12 protein-coding genes are annotated in these 21306 nt (G+C 35.5%); 11 read left to right on the top strand and 1 reads right to left on the bottom strand.

Going from position 1 to position 21306, the window contains the following annotated elements; translation table 11 throughout:
- The first annotated feature begins 97 nt into the window (after positions 1–97).
- From porU to ctlX, 9 genes are all read left to right on the top strand, one after another.
- Positions 98–3967, top strand: coding sequence for a type IX secretion system sortase PorU (gene porU, locus ACFPH8_RS12965; protein WP_376861558.1), 3870 nt, complete (start codon positions 98–100; stop codon positions 3965–3967).
- 33 nt (positions 3968–4000) lie between these two features.
- On the top strand, positions 4001–5245 hold the full coding sequence (gene porV, locus ACFPH8_RS12960) for a type IX secretion system outer membrane channel protein PorV (protein ID WP_376861556.1): 1245 nt from the start codon (positions 4001–4003) through the stop codon (positions 5243–5245).
- 92 nt (positions 5246–5337) lie between these two features.
- Entirely contained in the window at positions 5338–5820 is a 483-nt protein-coding gene (gene cdd, locus ACFPH8_RS12955; RefSeq protein WP_248398176.1) for a cytidine deaminase, read from the top strand.
- 111 nt (positions 5821–5931) lie between these two features.
- Positions 5932–6930, top strand: coding sequence for a pyruvate dehydrogenase (acetyl-transferring) E1 component subunit alpha (pdhA, locus tag ACFPH8_RS12950; RefSeq protein WP_248398178.1), 999 nt, complete (start codon positions 5932–5934; stop codon positions 6928–6930).
- Positions 6931–6933: 3 nt separating this feature from the next.
- Positions 6934–8640 carry a pyruvate dehydrogenase complex dihydrolipoamide acetyltransferase gene (locus ACFPH8_RS12945; RefSeq protein WP_376861553.1) on the top strand — a complete coding sequence of 569 codons (1707 nt, stop codon included), beginning with the start codon at positions 6934–6936 and terminating at the stop codon, positions 8638–8640.
- Between the two features lie 245 nt (positions 8641–8885).
- Positions 8886–9851 (top strand): M28 family peptidase, encoded by a 966-nt coding sequence (locus tag ACFPH8_RS12940; protein WP_376861551.1) that lies wholly within the window; start codon positions 8886–8888, stop codon positions 9849–9851.
- A complete protein-coding gene (locus tag ACFPH8_RS12935) occupies positions 9844–10527 on the top strand; it encodes an SDR family NAD(P)-dependent oxidoreductase (protein WP_376861549.1) in 684 nt (227 codons plus the stop codon). The genes ACFPH8_RS12940 and ACFPH8_RS12935 overlap by 8 nt, the downstream gene beginning before the upstream one ends.
- Positions 10528–10681: 154 nt before the next feature.
- The gene (locus ACFPH8_RS12930; RefSeq protein ID WP_376861547.1) at positions 10682–14752 is read left to right on the top strand and encodes an FG-GAP-like repeat-containing protein; all 4071 of its coding nucleotides are present in this window, start codon (positions 10682–10684) and stop codon (positions 14750–14752) included.
- Positions 14753–14899: 147 nt separating this feature from the next.
- Positions 14900–15832 (top strand): citrulline utilization hydrolase CtlX, encoded by a 933-nt coding sequence (ctlX, locus tag ACFPH8_RS12925; protein WP_376861545.1) that lies wholly within the window; start codon positions 14900–14902, stop codon positions 15830–15832.
- A 5-nt stretch (positions 15833–15837) separates the two neighbouring features.
- Here ctlX and ACFPH8_RS12920 read toward each other — a convergent pair whose 3' ends face one another.
- Positions 15838–17904 (bottom strand): ATP-binding protein, encoded by a 2067-nt coding sequence (locus ACFPH8_RS12920; protein ID WP_376861543.1) that lies wholly within the window; start codon positions 17902–17904, stop codon positions 15838–15840.
- Between the two features lie 482 nt (positions 17905–18386).
- Here ACFPH8_RS12920 and argS point away from each other — a divergent pair, with 482 nt between their 5' ends.
- Positions 18387–20165, top strand: a complete 1779-nt coding sequence (argS, locus tag ACFPH8_RS12915; RefSeq protein WP_376861541.1) for an arginine--tRNA ligase — start codon at positions 18387–18389, stop codon at positions 20163–20165.
- A 108-nt stretch (positions 20166–20273) separates the two neighbouring features.
- Positions 20274–21302 (top strand): hypothetical protein, encoded by a 1029-nt coding sequence (locus ACFPH8_RS12910; protein ID WP_376861539.1) that lies wholly within the window; start codon positions 20274–20276, stop codon positions 21300–21302.
- Positions 21303–21306: the final 4 nt, after the last annotated feature.

Below are 21306 nucleotides of genomic sequence, written 5' to 3'. Positions count from 1 at the left end.
CGACCGATTATATTTTTTATTATGGAAATTTGAATTCATTTTCTTAAAATTGTTTGATTTTTAATAATAAGCGACACTAAATTGCGTTATTTGTGTAATGAAAAAGAAATTATTACTATTTGCCTTGCTCATTTCTGTTATGGCTTTTTCCCAGCAGAAGCGATTCAACATCACTTGGAATGGTACTAAAACCATAGCAAACGAAAGCTTTTCTATAAAAGTTCCTGCGTTCAATGAGGAGCATTTTAGTTACGGTTTATCCAATGGCTTGGAGTTTATTGCACAATGGGATATTCCGCAATTAATTAACGAGAATTCCGTGCAGATTTCTAATGTGAGCTATGCGGCAATTTCAAAAAGTGACTTGAAAGATGTTGACTTAAAAACAATTCCGAATGCCATAAAATATAGTCTTAATAATAGTATTAGTCGGAATAAAAGTGGCGCCTTTTTAACAGTTTCACCAATTATAAGAGAAAATGGGGTGTATAAAAAAGTAACGGCCTTCACGATTAATTATAATACCCAAAATAGTCATAGAGCATCCAATAGATTAAATATTGTAAATTCTGTTTTGAGCTCGGGTTCTTGGTATCGCTTTCAGGTAGATAAGTCGGGAGTTTTTAAAATATCCAGACAGTTTTTACAGCAATTAGGAATAAATATGGACGCTGTAGATCCTAGAACTATAAAGCTTTATGGTAATGGTGGACGCATGATTCCTTATTCCAATGCAGAACCTTATCCATATGATTTAGCTGAAAATGCCATTCGTATTATAGGTGAATCGGATGGGTATTTTCATGATGGAGATTATATTATGTTCTATGCGCAAGGGCCAAATGGATATGATTTAAAAAGAAACACCAATATTAACGCCTATAATTCGGTAACCTATTACTATATAAATATAAGTCAAGGAAACGGGAAGCGCATCCAACCCATGATTCAACCTTCTGGTTCTGTAGATATGATGATTGATACGTTTCAGGACTATCAATATCACGAAGTAGATGAATACAATTTAGCAAGTGTGGGTAGACGTTGGTTTGGAAACAGATTTGATATTGAAACCTCGCAAACCTTCGATTTTTCATTTCCAAATATTGTACCTTCAATTCCTGTAAGACTAACAACGTATGTAGCATCTACATCTGAAATTCCTACAACTATGGATTTGAAGGTAAATGCCACATCTGTAGCTAATTTAACCATTCCGGCTGTTACAGAAACAACGTTAGTAAGTGAATCCGTATTTAATGGTAATGTAAATGTGTCGAATGCAAATATTGCTATTACACTAGATTATAATAATGGTGGTAACCCTTCCGCCTTGGGTTATTTAGATTATATCTCCTTGGAAGCGACACGCGAATTAAAATTTGCAGGTGGTCAGTTTGTGTTCTATAACCGTGCCGTTGCAGGAGCATCTGGTATTGGGCAGTATACTCTTACAAACGCCACACAAGTGAATGAGGTATGGGACATAACGGATATTTATAATATTAGGAATTATAGTAATACAGGTTCAAACTCAACTATTTCCTTTACATCCAATTTAGGTTCCTTAAAGAAATATGCTGTAGTAGCTGCACCTAGTTTTCATGAACCCATCATGGTTTCAAATCCTTATGTAAGCAATCAAAATTTAAAAGGGTCTATTTTTAATAATGCACAAGGCGTTTTTGAAGATATAGATTATATAATTATTGCGCGTGGTGACATGGTTGGCCAAGCCGAACGTTTAGCTCAAATTAATAGAGCGCAGTATGGATTGAATGTTAAAGTGGTTAACTTAAGTAATATTTATTTAGAATTTGGACCAGGCGCTCAAGATATAGGAGCTATTCGGAATTTTGTGAAATATGTTTATGATAATGCCAGTTCACCGGAAAGACGATTAAAATATTTATGTTTATTTGGTGATGGGTCTTTTGATTATAAAGACAGAATACCAAATAACACCAACATAATTCCTTCATGGCATGCCTATGATAGTTTTAATTTAACGAGCTCGTTTGTTTCAGATGATTTTTATGGCATGATGGATCCCAATGAAGGTGAAATGCAAACATCCGATAAATTAGACATTGCTGTTGGTCGTATTTTAGCAGATTCGCCTCAACAAGCATCAGAAATGGTAGATAAAGTGGCGTCGTATTACGTAGAAGCCTCGTATGGAAATTGGCGTAATAATGTGGTTGTAATTTCTGATGATGTGGATGAATCTTGGGAAAAAGATATTCAATTAACAACCAATACCATTGGCGATAATATTACAGCAGAAAAAAGCTTTATAAATGTAACTAAAATTCATTCGGATGCCTTTGTTCAGCAATCTTCAGCTGGAGGTAATACGTATCCCGCGGTAAAAACGGCCATGGTCAATGCTATTGAAAGCGGTGTTTTAGTGGTGAATTATTTTGGACATGGCGGTGAAGATGGTCTGACTAAAGAACGAATTTTTGAAAAACCCGATGCGCAGAACTTAAATAATGTATGTAAGCTTAATTGCTTTGTAACGGTAACCTGTGAATATACACGTTTTGACAACCCATTCCGTCCTACAGCAGGTGAATACACCTATTGGAATAAAGATGGTGGTGCCATTGGACTGATTACAACCACACGTCAAATTTTTGTGAGCGTTGGTATTTCCTTTAATATTGCCCTAACGGAGTACTTATTTTCCTATAATCCAGATGATGATTACGCAGATGATGAGTACCCAAGTATGGCTGAAGCCTTAAGGTTAACCAAAGTTAGTTCGGGCATTTCAGGAATTGGTCAAAGACGCTTGGTGTTCTTTATAGGTGACCCAGCTATGAAATTAACATTCCCGAAACCAAATGTGCGATTAACAGCTGTTAATGATGTTCCTGTTAATCAACCAACACCAACATTAAAGGCATTAAGTCGTGCTAAATTAGCTGGAGAAGTAACGGATTTAACGGGTAATGTACTTTCAAATTACAATGGTGTGCTTTCGGTTAATATATATGACAAAAAGATACAGCGTACTACTTTAGCAAATGATAATGTTCAAGAAGGTGGTCAGCTTATTAAAATGGATTTTGAAACGCTGGGCGCCACAATCTTTAGAGGTCAAGCTTCTATTACCAATGGGCAATTTGAATTTGAATTTATAGTGCCAAGAGATATAGGTATTCCAGAAGGTAATGGCCGTATTAGTTTTTATGCGAAAAAAACCAATGCACTCGATGATCAATCGGGCGCTAATAGTAGCTCTATAATAATAGGGGGGCTAAATCAAGATGCTCCGGAAGATGCCATCGGGCCCGTTATTCAGTTGTATATGAATGATGAAAACTTCGTGTCTGGTGGAATTACCAATAAGTCGCCTAGTTTATTAGTCAAATTGGAAGATGAAAACGGAATTAACACCGCTAGTGGAATTGGTCATGACATTGTGGCTATTTTAGATGGAGACGAAACGAATCCGTTTGTGTTAAATGATTATTATCAAACTGAAATTGATGATTATCAGCGTGGTACTGCCAATTTTCCACTGCGCGATATAGCGCCAGGACTACACACACTAACAGTGAAAGCGTGGGATGTGTATAATAACTCATCTGTTTCAGAAATTCAATTTGTGGTACATGACGAGAATCAGAGCCTTGTTATCGAAAATGTTTTAAATTACCCAAATCCTTTTGTTAATTACACCGAGTTTTGGTTTAATCACAATAGTTCGGATGCTTTAGACGTTTCAGTACAGATATTCACCGTTTCGGGTAAATTGGTGAAAACAATCAATGGACAAACCAATTCTTCCGAATGTTGTGGAAAAGGTACTTCCGCTTTATCACGAGATATTGTTTGGGATGGTCGTGACGATTTTGGAGATAAAATTGGAAAAGGTGTTTATATCTATAAACTAACCGTAAGATCGCCACTATTAAATAAATCCGTTGAAAAAATTGAGAAACTTGTAATACTTTAATAATACGTTATATTTGCTAAATAAAATCAATACATGAAAAATCAAATTTTAATACTATTTACTCTTGTTTTTGCACACCAGATATATGCGCAAACAGTTGTTTTACCAAATACAAATGATTCGCGTGTAATTACCACAGGTTTACCATTTGTGTTAATTGCTGCCGATGCGCGCGCAGCATCCATGGGAGATATGGGAGTTGCTACTGGCGTCGATGTGTTTTCACAACAATGGAACCCGTCCAAATATGCGTTTTCAGAAACAAAACAAGGTATTGGTGTTAGTTATACACCCTACTTAAGTAGTTTAGTAAAAGATATATTTTTAGGTAATTTAACCTACTTCAACAGAATAAACGAACGTAGTGCTTTTGCTGCTAGTTTTAGATATTTCTCTTTAGGTGAAATTGAGTTAGTTCAAGATGAATTTTCTCAAGCACTTATTGAAAAACCAAACGAAATGACCATTGATGCATCCTACTCCTTAAAATTAAGTGAGCAGTTTGCTATGTCTGTGGCTATGCGTTATTTACGGTCTGATTTAAAAATTGGAGCAATTGATGCAGATGCCATTCCAGCAAGTACATTTGGTGTGGATATTTCGGGGTATTACCAAAGTGAAGAGCAAGCCTATGCCACCTTTAATGGTCGTACTCGTTTGGGATTTGCCATTCAAAATATTGGACCTACCTTTAAATATGATGAAGGTGGTCAAGAAAACTTTCAACCTACAACCTTGCGTTTAGGTGGTGGCTTCGATTTTATATTAGATGATTTTAATAAAGTATCTATAACAGGTGAAGTTACCAAATTGTTGGTGCCAACACCTCCTATTTATGGTACGGAATTTAATTATACTGATAACAATGGAAATGGCCAATATGATGAAGATATTGATGATTTAGATAGAAATAATCCCGTAGCTACAAATCTTATTATAGAAGGTAAAGATCCAAACGTAGGCTTTTTTAAAGGTATGTTTCAGTCCTTTGGTGATGCACCAGGCGGATTTAGTGAAGAAATGCAAGAATGGACATGGGCTTTAGGCGCGGAATATATGTATCAAGATTCCTTTGGTTTTAGAGCGGGATATTTCCATGAAAGTTCAACAAAAGGAGCGAGACAATTTTTCGCCATTGGTGCTGGCTTTAAGTATAATGTAATTGGTATCGATTTATCATACTTATTCTCGGCGTCACAAGTAAATAGTCCTTTAGAAAATACGTTGCGTTTTTCATTAACGTTTAATTTAGGACCTGGAACATATAGAGAGTATTAAAATATATATAGGAATAAAACAAAAAACTATTGCAAACCGCAATAGTTTTTTTGTCTCATATAGTTTCTTAATTTCGTAAATATAAATAGATTATGAAAGAAATAAAAATTGAATCCATTCTTCAGGTTTATGATGATTTTGATGAGTTGCCAGAAGCGGTAGCATCTTTAATGACACAAGCTTCTGAAGCTAGAAGTAGAGCCTATTCCCCGTACTCTAACTTTAGTGTTGGGGCAGCCTTATTGCTAGACAATGATGAAATTATTACAGGTAATAATCAGGAAAATGCATCGTATCCGTCTGGATTATGTGCCGAACGTACAGCTATTTATTATGCAGGCTCCCAATTTCCCGATGCTAAAGTAGTTAGAATGGCTATTATTGCAGGTTCTAATATTAAGCATACTATGGCGCCAATTCCACCGTGTGGAGCATGCCGTCAAGCAATTGCCGAATATGAAGTGAAACAAAACGCACCTATTGAAATCTATTTTATGGGTGAAACAGGGAAGGTGGTAAAATCAGAATCGCTTGCCAATCTATTACCCTTAATTTTCGATAAAACCTTTCTTTAAAGCTTTTAACTTCATAAAGTGAGGTTTATCGTAATTTTTACGATTTTCGGTTTTTTCGTTAATAAGTAAAGTGTTACTTTTGTTTATTCGTTTATCAAATTAACGTAACCAATGCAAAAGATAACCAAAGAAGTATACCTAAAGTGGTATGAGGACATGTATTTCTGGAGAAAGTTTGAAGACAAACTAGCAGCCGTTTACATTCAACAAAAAGTAAGAGGATTTCTTCATTTATATAATGGTCAAGAGGCCATATTAGCAGGCGCTTTGCATGCTATGGATTTAACCAAAGATAAAATGATAACTGCGTATAGAAATCACGTTCAGCCAATTGGTATGGGTGTGGACCCTAAACGTGTTATGGCGGAACTATATGGTAAAGCAACAGGTACCTCTCAAGGACTAGGTGGCTCCATGCATATTTTTTCAAAAGAACACCGATTTTATGGTGGTCACGGTATTGTTGGTGGTCAAATTCCATTAGGTGCCGGTATTGCATTTGGAGATAAGTATCATGATCGTGATGCCGTTACACTATGTTGTTTTGGTGATGGTGCTGCTAGACAAGGTTCACTTCACGAAACCTTCAACATGGCTATGCTTTGGAAATTGCCAGTTGTTTTTGTTTGTGAAAATAATGGCTACGCCATGGGAACCTCTGTTGAACGTACAGCCAACCATACCGATATTTGGAAGCTTGGTTTAGGCTACGAAATGCCTTGCGGCCCTGTAGATGGTATGAATCCAATAAAAGTAGCGGAAGCGTTTGATGAAGCTATTCAACGCGCTAGACGTGGAGATGGCCCTACATTTTTAGAGCTTAAAACCTACCGTTATAGAGGACATTCCATGAGTGATGCGCAGCATTATAGAACCAAAGATGAGGTTGCCGAATACAAGAAAATTGATCCAATTACCCAAGTAAAAGAAATTATTCTTGAAAAGAAATACGCTACCGAAGCAGAAATTAAAGTAATTGATAAACGTGTGAGAGCTTTAGTGGACGAATGTGAAAAGTTTGCCGAAGATTCGCCGTATCCAGAAAAGAACGTGATGTACGACGCTGTTTACGATCAAGAAGATTACCCATTCATACAACATAAACTATAAACAATGGCTGAAATTATAAATATGCCACGTTTAAGCGATACCATGGAAGAAGGTACCGTTGCCACGTGGTTGAAGCAAGTTGGAGATAAGATAGAAGAAGGTGATATCCTTGCTGAAATTGAAACTGATAAAGCCACGATGGAATTTGAATCGTTTCACGAAGGCACCTTATTACATATTGGTGTTCAAGAAGGAGAAACAACTAAAGTAGATGAGCTTTTGGCTATTATTGGCGAGGAAGGTGAAGATATTTCAGATTTGATAAAAGGTGATTCAACAACCAAAAAAGAAGAAGATACATCTGAATCTGCGGATGCAGACGAGGACAATTCTGAAAATGAGTCTAAAAAAGAGTCAGAAGATAAATCTGAAGGTAAAGACGCTGAAGATTCTTCTAAAGACGATACAGACAAGGAAACTGAATTACCAGAAGGTGTAACCGTAGTTACCATGCCACGATTAAGTGACACTATGGAAGAAGGGACCGTTGCTACCTGGTTGAAAAAAATTGGTGATACGGTTGAAGAAGGTGAAATTTTAGCAGAAATTGAAACTGACAAAGCCACTATGGAATTCGAATCTTTTCAATCTGGTACTTTATTACATGTCGGTTTAGAGGAAGGCGAAACGGCAAAGGTAGATGCCCTTTTAGCTATTATTGGTCCAGAAGGAACAGATGTTTCAGCTGTTGCTAAAAACTTTAAAGCGGAAGGAACTTCAGATAAACAAGAAGATCAGCCGAAAGCAGAAAAATCAGAACCAAAAAAAGAAGATAAAAAAGAGCCTAAAAAAGAAACGGTCATTCAGAGCGAAAGCAGAGAATCATCAAGTTCATCTTCTACGTCAAATTCAAGCGGACGCGTATTCATTTCGCCATTAGCTAAAAAAATGGCTGAAGAACGCGGAATAGATATTTCACAAATAACAGGATCTGCCGAAAATGGACGTATTGTAAAACGCGATGTCGAGAACTTTAAGCCTAGCGCAACCTCCGCAGCAGCTGTTGGGAAATTTGTACCAACAGGTGAAGAGGATTTTGATGAGGTGAAACATTCGCAAATGCGTAAAGTAATTGCCAAGCGCTTAGCAGAATCTAAATTTACGGCACCACATTACTATTTAAATGTGGAGTTTGATATGGAAAATGCTATGGCGTTCCGTGAGCAATACAATTCCATTCCAGATATAAAAATTTCATATAACGATATTATTGTAAAGGCTTGTGCCTTGGCTTTAAAGAAGCATCCACAAGTAAACTCACAATGGTTTGATGATAAAATGAAACTAAATAATCACGTTCATATTGGTGTTGCGGTTGCAGTTTCAGACGGATTAGTGGTACCTGTGGTGCGTTTTGCAAATGAGCAATCCTTACCTCAAATTGGCGCTGCTGTTAGGGAATATGCAGGAAAAGCGAAAAACAAGAAATTAACGCCTCAAGAAATGGAAGGCAGTACGTTTACCATTTCTAATTTGGGTATGTTTGGAATTGAAAGTTTTACATCTATTATCAATCAGCCAAACTCTGCTATTTTATCTGTTGGCGCTATTTTAGAAAAGCCGGTTGTAAAAAATGGCCAAGTAGTTGTAGGAAATACCATGAAGTTAACCATGGCTTGCGATCACAGAACGGTTGATGGCGCTACAGGATCGGAATTTCTTTTAACTTTAAAAGGTTATATTGAGAATCCAATAACCATGTTAGTGTAATTTATAATTAAAAAGTATAACCTTATATATTTAGAAAATCCTGCTAAACCAAGCAGGATTTTTTTATATTTAAACTTTAATCAAAGGTCAATAATTTTATCGCCAAACATGTCATTTAGTTTAAGAAAGCAAGCTTATTTGAAGCATTTCTTAATAAGGTAATAATTTATAGAAACAGTTCCGAGATGTATTGGAACCAAAACCAAAAAACGAGTCTGCAAAAGACAGACAATAAAAATTTACTCATGAAAAAGCTCATTTTATTATTTGTTGCTATCAGTATTTTTAGCTGTAAGGCAAAACAAGAAAATCATCAAGTTAAAACTGTTGAAAATATTTCTATAACAGCTAGTGAGGTCAAGGAAACCGTTTCTTTCCTGGCATCCGATGATCAAATGGGCCGTGGTACGGGAAGTGTGGGTATAGACGTTTCTGCAAATTATATTGAAAAGCAATTAAAAGAGTTTGGTGTTAAACCTTATTATGATACCTATCGGGATCATTTTAAAGTTCAAGAAATGGATGCCTATAACGTTGTAGGGTTTTTAGAGGGAACCGATGCAACGCTAAAAAATGAAATTATCATTATTGGTGCCCATTATGATCATATTGGAACGAAAGCTAAAATGGTTGAATCCGATTCAATTGCTAATGGCGCCAATGATAATGCCGCGGGAACATCATCCGTTTTGGCCATGGCGCGCTATTTTGGAGCTAAAAAATCCAATAAACGTAGTTTAATGTTTGTGTTGTTTTCGGCGGAAGAAATGGGCTTATTGGGCTCTAAACATTTAGCTAATAGACTCAAAGATGAAAACGCTAAATTATATACAGTAGTAAATATGGAAATGATTGGTGTGCCTTTTAAAGATCGCGACTATGTAGCTTTTTTAACGGGTTATGGTAAGTCCAATATGGCTGAAAAAATTAACGCTTATGTAGGGGCTAATTTTTTAGGAGAATCTGAAGTGGCTAAACAATACAATTTATTTAAAGCATCCGATAATTATCCGTTTTATGACGTGTTTAAAATGCCTTCACATACTATTTCGTCTTGCGATTTATCAAATTATGATTTCTACCATCATGTTGGTGACGAAATAGATAAATTGGATTATGACCACATGGCGAGTTTAATTAATCAATTAATTCCAGGTATTGAAAAAATGAGTAATACGGCAACCCAAGAAATTAAAATGCACGATGAGTAAACATGTTATAATTACGGGAACAAGTAGAGGAATTGGGTTTGAATTAGTCAAACAGTTTTCAGAAAAAGGCTATCAAGTTTTAGCATTGTCAAGAAATGCAAAACCCATTTTAGACTTAAAGCTGCTTAATGTAACGGCTTTTCCTTTCGATTTATCAAAAAAAGCGGACTTTCATAAAGTGGAAACCTTTGTGAAAAACGAATGGGGCCACGTAGATATTCTAATTAATAATGCCGGTGCACTTCTCAATAAACCCTTTTCGGAAACCACATTGGAAGATTTTGAATTCGTATATAAAACCAATGTGTTTGGCGTTGCAGAGATGACACGTGTTATATTGCCTTTTATGAAAACTCAAAGTCATGTGCTAACTATTAGCTCAATGGGTGGCGTTCAAGGTAGTATGAAATTTCCTGGCCTTGCAGCTTATAGCTCCAGTAAAGGAGCTGTTATAACCTTAACAGAATTATGGGCAGAGGAATATAAAGAAACGGGTATCTGTTTTAATGTATTAGCATTGGGCGCTGTTCAAACGGAAATGCTTGAAGAGGCGTTTCCAGGATTTGAAGTGCCCATGACACCAAAATCTATGGCAAATTATATTTTTGACTTTTCTACAACCGGTCAAAAATACTATAACGGCAAACTATTACAAGTGTCCAATTCCACGCCGTAAAATTCTTTATATCAGAATATTGATCGTTTTGTTTAACGTTTACTTAAGAATTTTTCTTACTTATCATACCATTTAAAGTAATTATTTGGCACTTTGTAGAATAAATTTTTAAGAAAGAATAAATAGTGCTTCATTTGATTAAATATTAATTATTATGAGGGAAAATCAACTATTTAAAGGCTTATTAATGAGTCTTATTTTCATGGCTTGTGCGTTGCAAACTACAGCGCAAGTTTTTCAACGCGCTGATGCGGTTTCTGGTTTAGGAAACCTTGAACAAAATAGTGGGGTTGCCGTTGCAGATTATGATGGTGATAACGTTATGGATATTTTTGTAGTGGCCGAAGCCATTGATGTAAACGGTATTGAGCGAACACACAGTAAATTATTTAAAAATAATAACGACGGTTCCTTTACAGATGTAACGGTAGCTGCTGGATTAAATAATATGCTAATTACAGATTATAGTCAAGATGGTGTGTTTTATAGCTTTGACGGATTTAAACAAGGTGCTTTTTGGGGGGATTATAATAATGATGGTTTCCCAGATTTGTTTATAACCAACACCTTTAATGTGTTATTATATCAAAATAACGGCGATGGTACATTTTCTAATATCACAGCAAGTGCGGGATTTAATTTAGCCACTACTTGTCAGTATATGGGAGCCACTTGGTTTGATTATAATAACGATGGGTTTTTAGATATCTATATTAATGATTGGGGTGGATGTTCTTCAAACCTTTTATATCGTAATAATGCAGATGGTACTTTTACAGATGTAACCGTTTCTACTGGAATTGCTGAAGTAACGCCTAGAGAGAGCTTTACAGCCATGCCTTTTGATTTTAATCAAGATGGGTTTATGGATTTATACGTAAGTAATGATTTTGATGAAATTAATTATTTGTATATCAATAATGGTGGCATCAGTTTTACAGAGCAAGCTAGCGCCGTTGGTTTAAATAATAATTTTGATGACATGGGTATTGCCATGGGCGATTATAATAATGATGGTTTTTTTGATTTTTTTATAACAGGAATAGATGAAACCGCTTTATTTACCAATACAGGAACCAATACATTTACAGAGAATAGTTTAGCCAATAATATTGCTGGTAACGGATGGGCTTGGGGTACCAAGTTTGCCGATTTCGATTTAGACGGTGATGAGGATTTGTTTATTGCAAATGGATATACGTTCGAAAATAGAAATGCAGAATATAATGTATACTATAAAAACAAATATGTTGAAGGAGATAATAATTTTGAAAATGCAACCATAGCATCAAACCTTCATGATTTAACAATTAGTATTGAAGCCGTTGATTTTGATTATGACAATGATGGTGATTTAGATTTATACCTGACCAATAGTGATATAAACTCCTTTTTATATGAAAATACGTTATTAAATGTAGGTGATCCAAATCACGTACATTTCTTTAAATTGTCTTTGGAAGGAACAACTTCTAACAAAAGTGCTATCGGTACAGAAGTAACAATTACTACCGCTTCTGGGACTTTTAAACGTTACTTTAATGGTGTTGGATTTTTAGGTCAGAGCATCAAACCCGTTCATTTTGGTTTAAATACAGATACGCAAATTAGTGATGTTACAATTAAGTGGCCGTCAGGGACTGTAGAGTCGTATCAAAATATTGCCGCTGATTCACACTTTAAAGCAACTGAAGGTGCAGGTATGGTGGATTTAATGATTTCACCAAGTGTTAAAATATTTGGTTGTACAGATCCTACGTCATGCTCCTACAATCCGTCAGCAACAGTTGATGATGGTTCATGTACCTATTTGGCTTCTGATGTTATTTCAGGTGCTACAATAGCAGGTTTTTTAGACGAAGAAACATATACCTACCCGTTATCTGATCCTAGCTCAACTCTAGCATGGACGGTTACAGGAGGAGAATTAGTTAGTGGTCAAGGAACAAATAGTCTTACTGTAAAATGGGGAATAAATGACACAGGAAAAATAACCGTAAAAGAAACGAGCACCTTATGTTCAAGTCCAGTGGTTGAACTAGATGTGGATATCGTTATTTATGAAACACCAGACAATGTGTCCATTGCTAGACTTTGGAATGAGGCGTTACTTGAGGCCATTAGAAAAGATTTTGCTAGACCAACCGTACACGCTAGAAACCTATTTCACTCTAGTGTTGCTATGTATGATATATGGGCAATTTATGATAAAATTGAAAACCCAGGAAATGGACAACACGGTGATCCATATTTAGTAGGAAATACAGTGCATGGTTTTACGAGCACACTGCAAGCTTTTTCACCATTAGAAGGTAATACAGCGTCCGTTAATAAAGCGGTTAGTTACGCTATGTATAGATTATTAACCCATAGGTTTCAAAATTCACCTGGTGTTTTTCAAACACAACAACGTTTTAATTTTTTAATGGATCAGTTAGGTTATAGCACTGGAGTAACATCTACGGATTATACATCTGGTAATGCTGCTGAACTTGGAAACTATATTGGGCAAATACTTATAGATTACGGAAATTCGGATGGCGCAAGAGAAGCTACAGGTTATGATAATGCGTATTATCAGCCGGTTAACCCACCGTTAGCACCAGCTTATGAAGCCGTTTCGTTAACAGATCCTAATCGCTGGCAATCATTAAGTTTAGATACATATATTGACCAAAGTGGAAATTTAATTGATGGTGATGTTATTAACTTTTTAAGCCCTGAATGGGGAGATGTAACACCTTTTGCTATGTCAAGTGGTGATAAGGATATCTTTCAAAGAGATGGTGATGATTATAGTGTATACCACAATCCTGCAAATCCACCATATATAGATAACACCAATACAAGTGTTTCAAGCGAGGCCTATAAATGGAATTTTTCTATGGTGTCCGTTTGGGGTTCTCATTTAGATCCAGCTGATGGTGTTATGTGGGACATTTCACCTGGCGCTATTGGAAATACGCCTATTTCTTCATTTCCAACCGATTATACACAATACCCAACGTTTTATAATCGTGTGGTTGGAGGTGATCCAGGAACTGGACGTAATTTAAACCCTGTAACTAATCAGCCTTACCAGCCACAAGTTGTGCCTCGTGGTGATTATACGCGTGTATTAGCAGAATTCTGGGCAGATGGTCCAGATTCTGAAACGCCTCCAGGTCACTGGTTTACATTGTTAAATCATGTGTCTGATAATCCATTATTGGAGAAAAAACTGAATGGAACAGGAGACGTATTGGAACCTGTAGAATGGGATGTGAAATCGTATTTTATTTTAGGTGGTGCCATGCATGATGCGGCCATTACAGCTTGGAGTATTAAAGGATGGTATGATTATATTCGTCCAATTTCAGCTATTCGTTATATGGCCGATTTAGGTCAAAGTTCAGATGACCAATTAGCTAGCTATCACCCACAAGGAATTAAGCTAGAACCTGGTTTTGTTGAATTGGTAGAATCTGGCGATCCACTTGCTGGTGGTTTCGACCAAAATGTTGGTAAAATTAAATTATACTCTTGGAAAGGTCCTGACTTTGTTAGTAATACGGACACCGATACGGCTGGAGTAGGTTGGATTTTATCTGAAAACTGGTGGCCTTACCAAAGACCATCGTTTGTAACACCACCTTTTGCTGGTTTTATTTCAGGACATTCTACGTACTCAAGAGCGGCTGCTGAAGTTATGACCCTCATTACAGGAGATGAATATTTCCCTGGAGGAATGGGTGAGTTTGTAGCCTATAAAAATGATTTTTTAGTTTTTGAAGAAGGTCCATCTGTGGATATTACCTTGCAATGGGCAACATATCGTGATGCATCAGATCAATGTAGTTTATCAAGAATCTGGGGCGGAATTCATCCACCAGCTGATGATATCCCAGGCCGTATAATTGGTGAAACTATTGGTGTTGAAGCATACAATTTTGCAATACCTTACTTTAATGGTTCTACATTAGGAGTTGATAGTTTTGCTTTGAATACATCAACTATTTATCCAAATCCAGTAACTTCTGGTGGGACGATTAATATTACCCATGCAAACCCAGATGATAACTATAAATTATATGATGTTAGTGGTCGTTCCATTACACTATCAAATACACAGTATGATGGATTTAGTGGGAATACTAGAGTAACCATTCCTCCTACAACAGCCACTGGAGTATATATCCTGTCTGGAAATAATTTTTCACAGAAAATCATTATTAGTGGAAACTAATAAATTGATTTTATAATTAAACAAAGAAGGCTGCATTTTGCAGCCTTCTTTGTTTTTAAGCAGGTTCTAAAAAGCCCTTACTTTTTATTGTTAAACATGCGTGGGATTCTATAAAAAATCATAATTTTGCAATCCAAATACAGCGTGATGTCACAAACAACAAATACCATATTGATGATTCGCCCAGTTCATTTTAGAATGAATGAACAAACAGCGGTAAATAATTATTTTCAGGAAGATTTAGATCTTAAAAATGCTGAAATTAATGCCAAAGCGCAAGAAGAGTTTGATGCTTTTGTTGATAAATTACGTGCTGTTGGTATTTCGGTAATTGTAGAAAACGATATCAAGGCATTAAATGCACCAGATTCCATATTCCCAAATAACTGGGTGAGCTTCCACGAAAATGGCGATGTAGCACTTTACCCTATGTTTGCTGAAAACAGACGTGTGGAGAGACGTGAAGATATTCTTTTGCGTTTGGAAGAGGCTGGTTTTAAAATTGAAAACATTATTGACTACACAGAAGCGGAAAACGAAGGTGTATTTCTTGAAGGGACTGGAAGCCTATTGTTGGATAGAATAAATAAAAAAGCCTATTGTGCATTATCTGCTAGAGCGGACGAGGATTTATTTATCGAGTTTTGTGAGGATTTTGATTATGCGCCAATGTTATTTACAGCGTTCCAAACGGTAGAAGGCAAACGTTTGCCAATTTATCACACTAATGTAATGATGTGTCTTGCCGAAAAATTTGCAGTAATTTGTTTAGATAGCATAGACGATAAAAAAGAGCGTAAATCCATTGTAAAGAGCTTAAAAGAAGACGGAAAAAGTATTATTGCCATTACAGAAGCGCAAATGCATCAGTTTGCTGGAAACATGCTCCAAGTTCAAGGACATTTAAATCAGCGGTATTTAGTTATGAGCAAAGCAGCTCATGATAGTTTAACCGTTGCTCAAATAAACGACATTGAAAAGCATTGTCCTATTTTATCAAGCTCGTTAGAAACTATTGAAACGTGTGGAGGTGGAAGTGCGCGTTGTATGATGGCCGAAGTGTTCTTGCCTAAAGCTTAAAAATTTTATACTACAGGATTGGATTTAGGTAACTCTATATAAAAGGTTGTTCCTCGATTTAGGCTGCTTTCTACCCAAATTTTCCCCATATTAAGGTCTACTAATTCTTTACAAATTGTTAGTCCTAAACCAGTGCCTTTTTCATTACTAGTACCAACGGTTGTGAATGTGCTATTTTTAAATAGTTTCTCAATATTTTCTGGTGCAATTCCAACACCTGTATCTGAAATGCTGATTATTGAGCGTCCATTACTTATCCGGTTTGCTACCGTAATGGTGTCTCCAGATTTACTAAATTTTATGGCATTGGTTAATAAGTTTTGAACAACAATTTCAATCATACTTCGATCTGCATAAACAAAATCGTGTAAGGTTTGATTGATTAACGTAATGCCCTTTTTCTCTAATTTCTGTTCTAATAAGTGTGTCTTTTCTTCAAATACTTCTTGAATATCAAATAAACTTGGATTGGATTCCAAGGATTGCATTTGGGATTTAGACCAGTTTAATAAATTGAAAAGCAACAAGGATGCATTGTTAGCATTTTCACTTAATTCAGGAATTAGCGAATTAAATTCAGACTGTGTTAACGAGCCATCATTTAATAAATCAATAAATCCTTTAATAGATGTTAACGAATCTTTCAAATCATGAGAAACAATCGAAAACAAACGGTCCTTCACCTTATTAATGTCTTCTAAATGCTTGGTTTGCTCTAAAATAGCAGCATTTTGTAATTCTATTTTCTGATTTTTTTCTTCTAAATCGCGCGTGTATTTTAAGCGGCTGTTTCGCTTGGAATAGATCAACACAAAAAAGATAAGTAGAATGGCAAATACAGCTAATAAAATATAGAACACAAACCGCAAGTCATTCAGTTTTTTCTCGTTTTCCGTGTTCTCTTGCTCATGCTGTTCTAAAATATTGGACTCCACCGATTTGCTAATAGCATTAATATCTGATAATGATGGTACATTGGAAGTTGGTTCTACTTTAGGTAACCGATTTTGCAATTCAATCCGTCTTTTCAGATTATAATAATCACGTTGTCTTTCAAAAGCACGTTCATAATTTCTGTTCGTGGAATCCAAAACCGTCATTAATCTATAATTCATTAATAACTGCTGATCGTTTTCTAAAGCCTTTGCAATTTTACCCGCCTCCGTTAATTGAATCTCGGCAATAGTGGTTTTGTTTTGCTGTAAATTAAGTTTCCCTAAATTATTAAGTGAAATTAACAATCCTAATTGATTGTCCGTTTGCCTATTTAACTTCAGACCTTCTAATAAATAGCCTGTGGCAACATCATAATCCTTAAATTGAAGATATTCACCACCTAAACGCGGTAAGATTTCGCCTTTTAAAGAATCGTTTTCTTCATTTAAGTCACGAAGTACTTTTTCGTAATAATCAATTGCTTTTCGGTTTTCCTTTTCAAGAGAATACAGTTCAGCAAGCTTTTTATGCGTTGAAATTATACCAATTTTATCATTTAGTTTCTTTTCAATCTCCAAGCGCTTCAGATTGAATTCAATGGCTTTAGCACGATTGTTAATATGCTCATAAGCATCTGCTAAATTTTTGTAGGCAGAACATAACTCCTTGTTTAAGCCACGTTTTTCTAATTCAATAATAGCGGATAAGGAATACTGTAGCCCTTTGTTATAATTACCACGCGCTATCTCAATTAAGCCAATGCTATTATTAACTTTCGCAATACTTAAAGTGTCTTTTAAAACAATAAATAAGTCTTTAGATTTGGTATAGTTATCAATAGCATTGATATAATCATCCTTTTCAGCAAAAATTAAAGCTTTATAATAGGTGATTTCTGCATTGCCTTTTTGATAATTTAAAGTGTTTGATAATTTCTCGCTTTCAGAAATGAACTTTAAAGATTTGGCATATTCTTTACTGTCATAAAGCGATTTTATAAGCTTAAGCGAGGTTTCAACTTTAGACGTATCGGATTTTTGAAAGGCTAATTGAATAGTAAGACTATCCTGTTCCTTTGTTTGGGAGAAACAAATAAAAACAGAAAGAAATAGTAACAAAGTAATTAATTGCCTCATACAATTATAAAGCTACAACGAGCCGTATAATCAAGCTTATTTAAAATCTTGAGATACAACGTTAAAGCAGGTAATGTGTTAGTTTAAAAAGCCCATTAATTTGGGATCAATAGCATTTACTTCACAAAAATTGTTAAAAGAGATATAAAATGCTAATTTTTAGGTTTTAATACCAATAAATTAGTTGAAATGACCAATGGCTTTTTCTTTAAAATAACCGATTCCGACTAACGGTAATTATCTTGGAATAACGACACATTAGTCGATGAAATGCACATGAAGTTTTACGGGCTTATTTACCTTTTATATAGACGTTTTTGATGGCATGACGCATTGGGTAATTTCTAATCTTCAAAAATAACCATCTCATGATTCCCACCTCATGGGCTAGTAATGAAATAGATGGTGCACGTAATTCTAACTAAAAATTGCATGAATAACTTGTATTAAAATAGTATCTTTGCACTCTTAAAAATGTAAAAATGAATCTTCAAGAAACCCTTTCAGAATCTGTAAAACAAGCGGTAAAATCCATTTATAACGTGGCCATTTCTTCCGTAGAATTTCAAGCAACACGTAAAGAATTTCCTGGCGATATAACTGTTGTTGTCTTTTCAATGTTACGAGAAATAAAAGGGAACCCGGTTCAAATTGGTGAGCAAATTGGTCAGTTTTTAAAAGATAATCTGGACGTCGTTATAGGTTTCAATGTGGTTAAAGGGTTTTTAAATATTGAAATTGAAGATGCCTATTATCTAAAATTTTTCAATGCTATTTCTCAAAAAACCGACTTTGGGTTTGTAGAGGCAAAACAGAATGACAATGCTATTTTGGTTGAATATTCGTCGCCAAACACCAACAAGCCTTTGCATTTAGGGCATATTCGAAATAACTTATTAGGTTACAGTGTTGCCGAAATTATAAAAGCTTCAGGTAAAAAAGTTTATAAAACGCAAATTATTAACGACCGCGGAATTCATATTTGTAAAAGTATGTTGGCTTGGGAACGTTTTGGAAATGGTGAAACACCAGAATCAACAGGTTTAAAAGGTGATAAACTGGTTGGTAATTACTATGTGAAATTCGATCAAGAATATAAAAAACAGATTGCAGAACTTATTAATCAAGGGAAAACCGAAGCGGAAGCAAAACAGGAAGCACCTATTATTTTGGAAGCTCAAAATATGCTTCTTAAATGGGAAGCGGGTGATGAGCACGTGGTTTCACTTTGGAAAAAAATGAATGGATGGGTTTATAGCGGCTTTGATGTTACATATAAAAACCTAGGTGTAGATTTTGATAAATTGTACTACGAAAGTGAAACCTATTTATTGGGTAAAGAGTTTGTTGCCGAAGGATTAAAAACAGGGGTTTTCTTTAAAAAAGAAGACGGTTCTGTTTGGTGTGATTTGACCGAAGATGGTCTGGATGAAAAAATTGTTTTGCGTGCCGATGGTACAGCCGTTTATATGACGCAAGATATTGGAACAGCAATTCAACGTGCTAAAGATTATCCGGATGTGGGAGGCATGGTTTATACGGTTGGTAACGAGCAAGATTATCACTTTCAAGTCCTATTTTTAATTTTGAAAAAATTAGGATTTGATTGGGCTAAAAACCTCTTCCATTTAAGTTATGGAATGGTAGATTTGCCAAGCGGTAAAATGAAAAGTCGAGAAGGAACGGTTGTAGATGCAGACGATTTAATGCAAGATATGACAAACACAGCCGAAGAAATTTCAAGCGAACTTGGAAAACTGGATGGTTACTCAGAAACCGATAAGCAAGAATTGTATCAAACTATTGGTATGGGTGCGTTAAAATATTACATTCTAAAAGTAGACCCTAAAAAACGTATTTTATTTGACCCAAAAGAGTCTGTGGATTTTCAAGGAAATACAGGACCTTTTATTCAATATACCTACGCGCGAATTCAAGCTATTTTACGTAAAGCGGATTTTAATATTTCGCAAGCCATTACGGATATTAAATTACATGAAAAAGAACGCGACCTTATTAAGCAAATAGAACTGTTTCCGGAAGTTATTCAAAATGCCGCAAACAACCATAGTCCTGCTTTAATTGCCAATTATATTTACGATTTGGTAAAAGGCTTTAATTCGTTTTATCAAAATGTGTCTATTCTTGGTGCTGATTCTGATTCGGAAAAGGTTTTCCGAGTTCAACTTTCGCAGTCCGTTGCACAGATTATTAAAAATGGTTTTAGTTTGTTAGGAATTCACGTGCCTGAACGCATGTAATTAGGGTTTTTATAATGGCTTTTTTATTGCTGGTTATCAATAGTTTCCATTTACGTTATTATATTTAAGGTATAAACTAACTATGTGAAACCCTCTTTGTTTTTAAAAATGTTTAAGCGTGTCGCTTATCTTGCAGCCATAACAGGGTTGCTTTATAGTTGTTCTTTATTAAAAATTGAAACGGCTCAAGAACCACTCTCCAAACAGGATTTAAATATACGGTTGCTAACACAATCTTTAGTCACAGAAGCAACGAATCGGGTTGAATTTGCGGCAGATAGTATTATAGCCACAACTGCCAATACCAATTTGCAGAAGCACGCTTACCGTTGGAAAATAGAAACCTTAAATGCCTTTAAAAATACCGCTTTTCAGAGTTCACCCAAGCTTTCCTTAATGGATACTTGGACGTATATGTTGCAAGTGCGAAATTTTATGGACACCAAACAAGCTCATGATTATTTTGGAATATACACCAACTACGTAGCGCGAGTTTCCCAAGACAATGTAAACGACATTGAAGCGAAGGCAAGACAGTTTTTTAAAGCAGAAGATTTTATACAACATCAAGATTTCGCTTCAAAATTTGCAAACAAAAACCCTATTTCAAATGCTAATTTCAGACACGATCCAGTGCGTTCAGAATATGTGGCGTTTTTAAAAGTGCCCGATAGTCTGGCTTTTACAACCGTTGGTTCCTTATCTGAAGTGATGACTAATTTTTCAGATAAATTAACCTATTCTACCGATGCTGCCGGCAAACAATTTAAGTGGAATACAGAATTAATATTGAAAGAAAAAGGATTTGATTCTGTTCAAATAAAAGATGTCATGGCAACCATTGAAATGAAAGTAGATAGGTTAAGTGATATTGCCGAAAACACACCAGAAAAACTTAACCTTGCTTTAAAATCGTTTTCAAATGATATGCGAATTCTGTTTTATGAACTAAATTCTGAAATTGGATTTGTTAGTGAACGCTTGGCCTTAGAGCGTCAGGCAATAGATACCATAATAATGCGTGAACGTATTGCTTTGGATAGTATTTTTTTAAGAGAACGTAAGGCTGTGGCTGTAGAAGCTAGCGAAATTTCAGTAAAAATGGTGGATCAAGCCATATTCATGTTAAAGACTTAACGGG

This window comes from Bizionia hallyeonensis (assembly GCF_042657385.1).
Taxonomy (GTDB): Bacteria; Bacteroidota; Bacteroidia; order Flavobacteriales; family Flavobacteriaceae; genus Algorimicrobium; species Algorimicrobium hallyeonense.
Note: the sequence above shows the minus strand (reverse complement) of the source record. Positions and strands in the feature narration are given on the sequence as shown.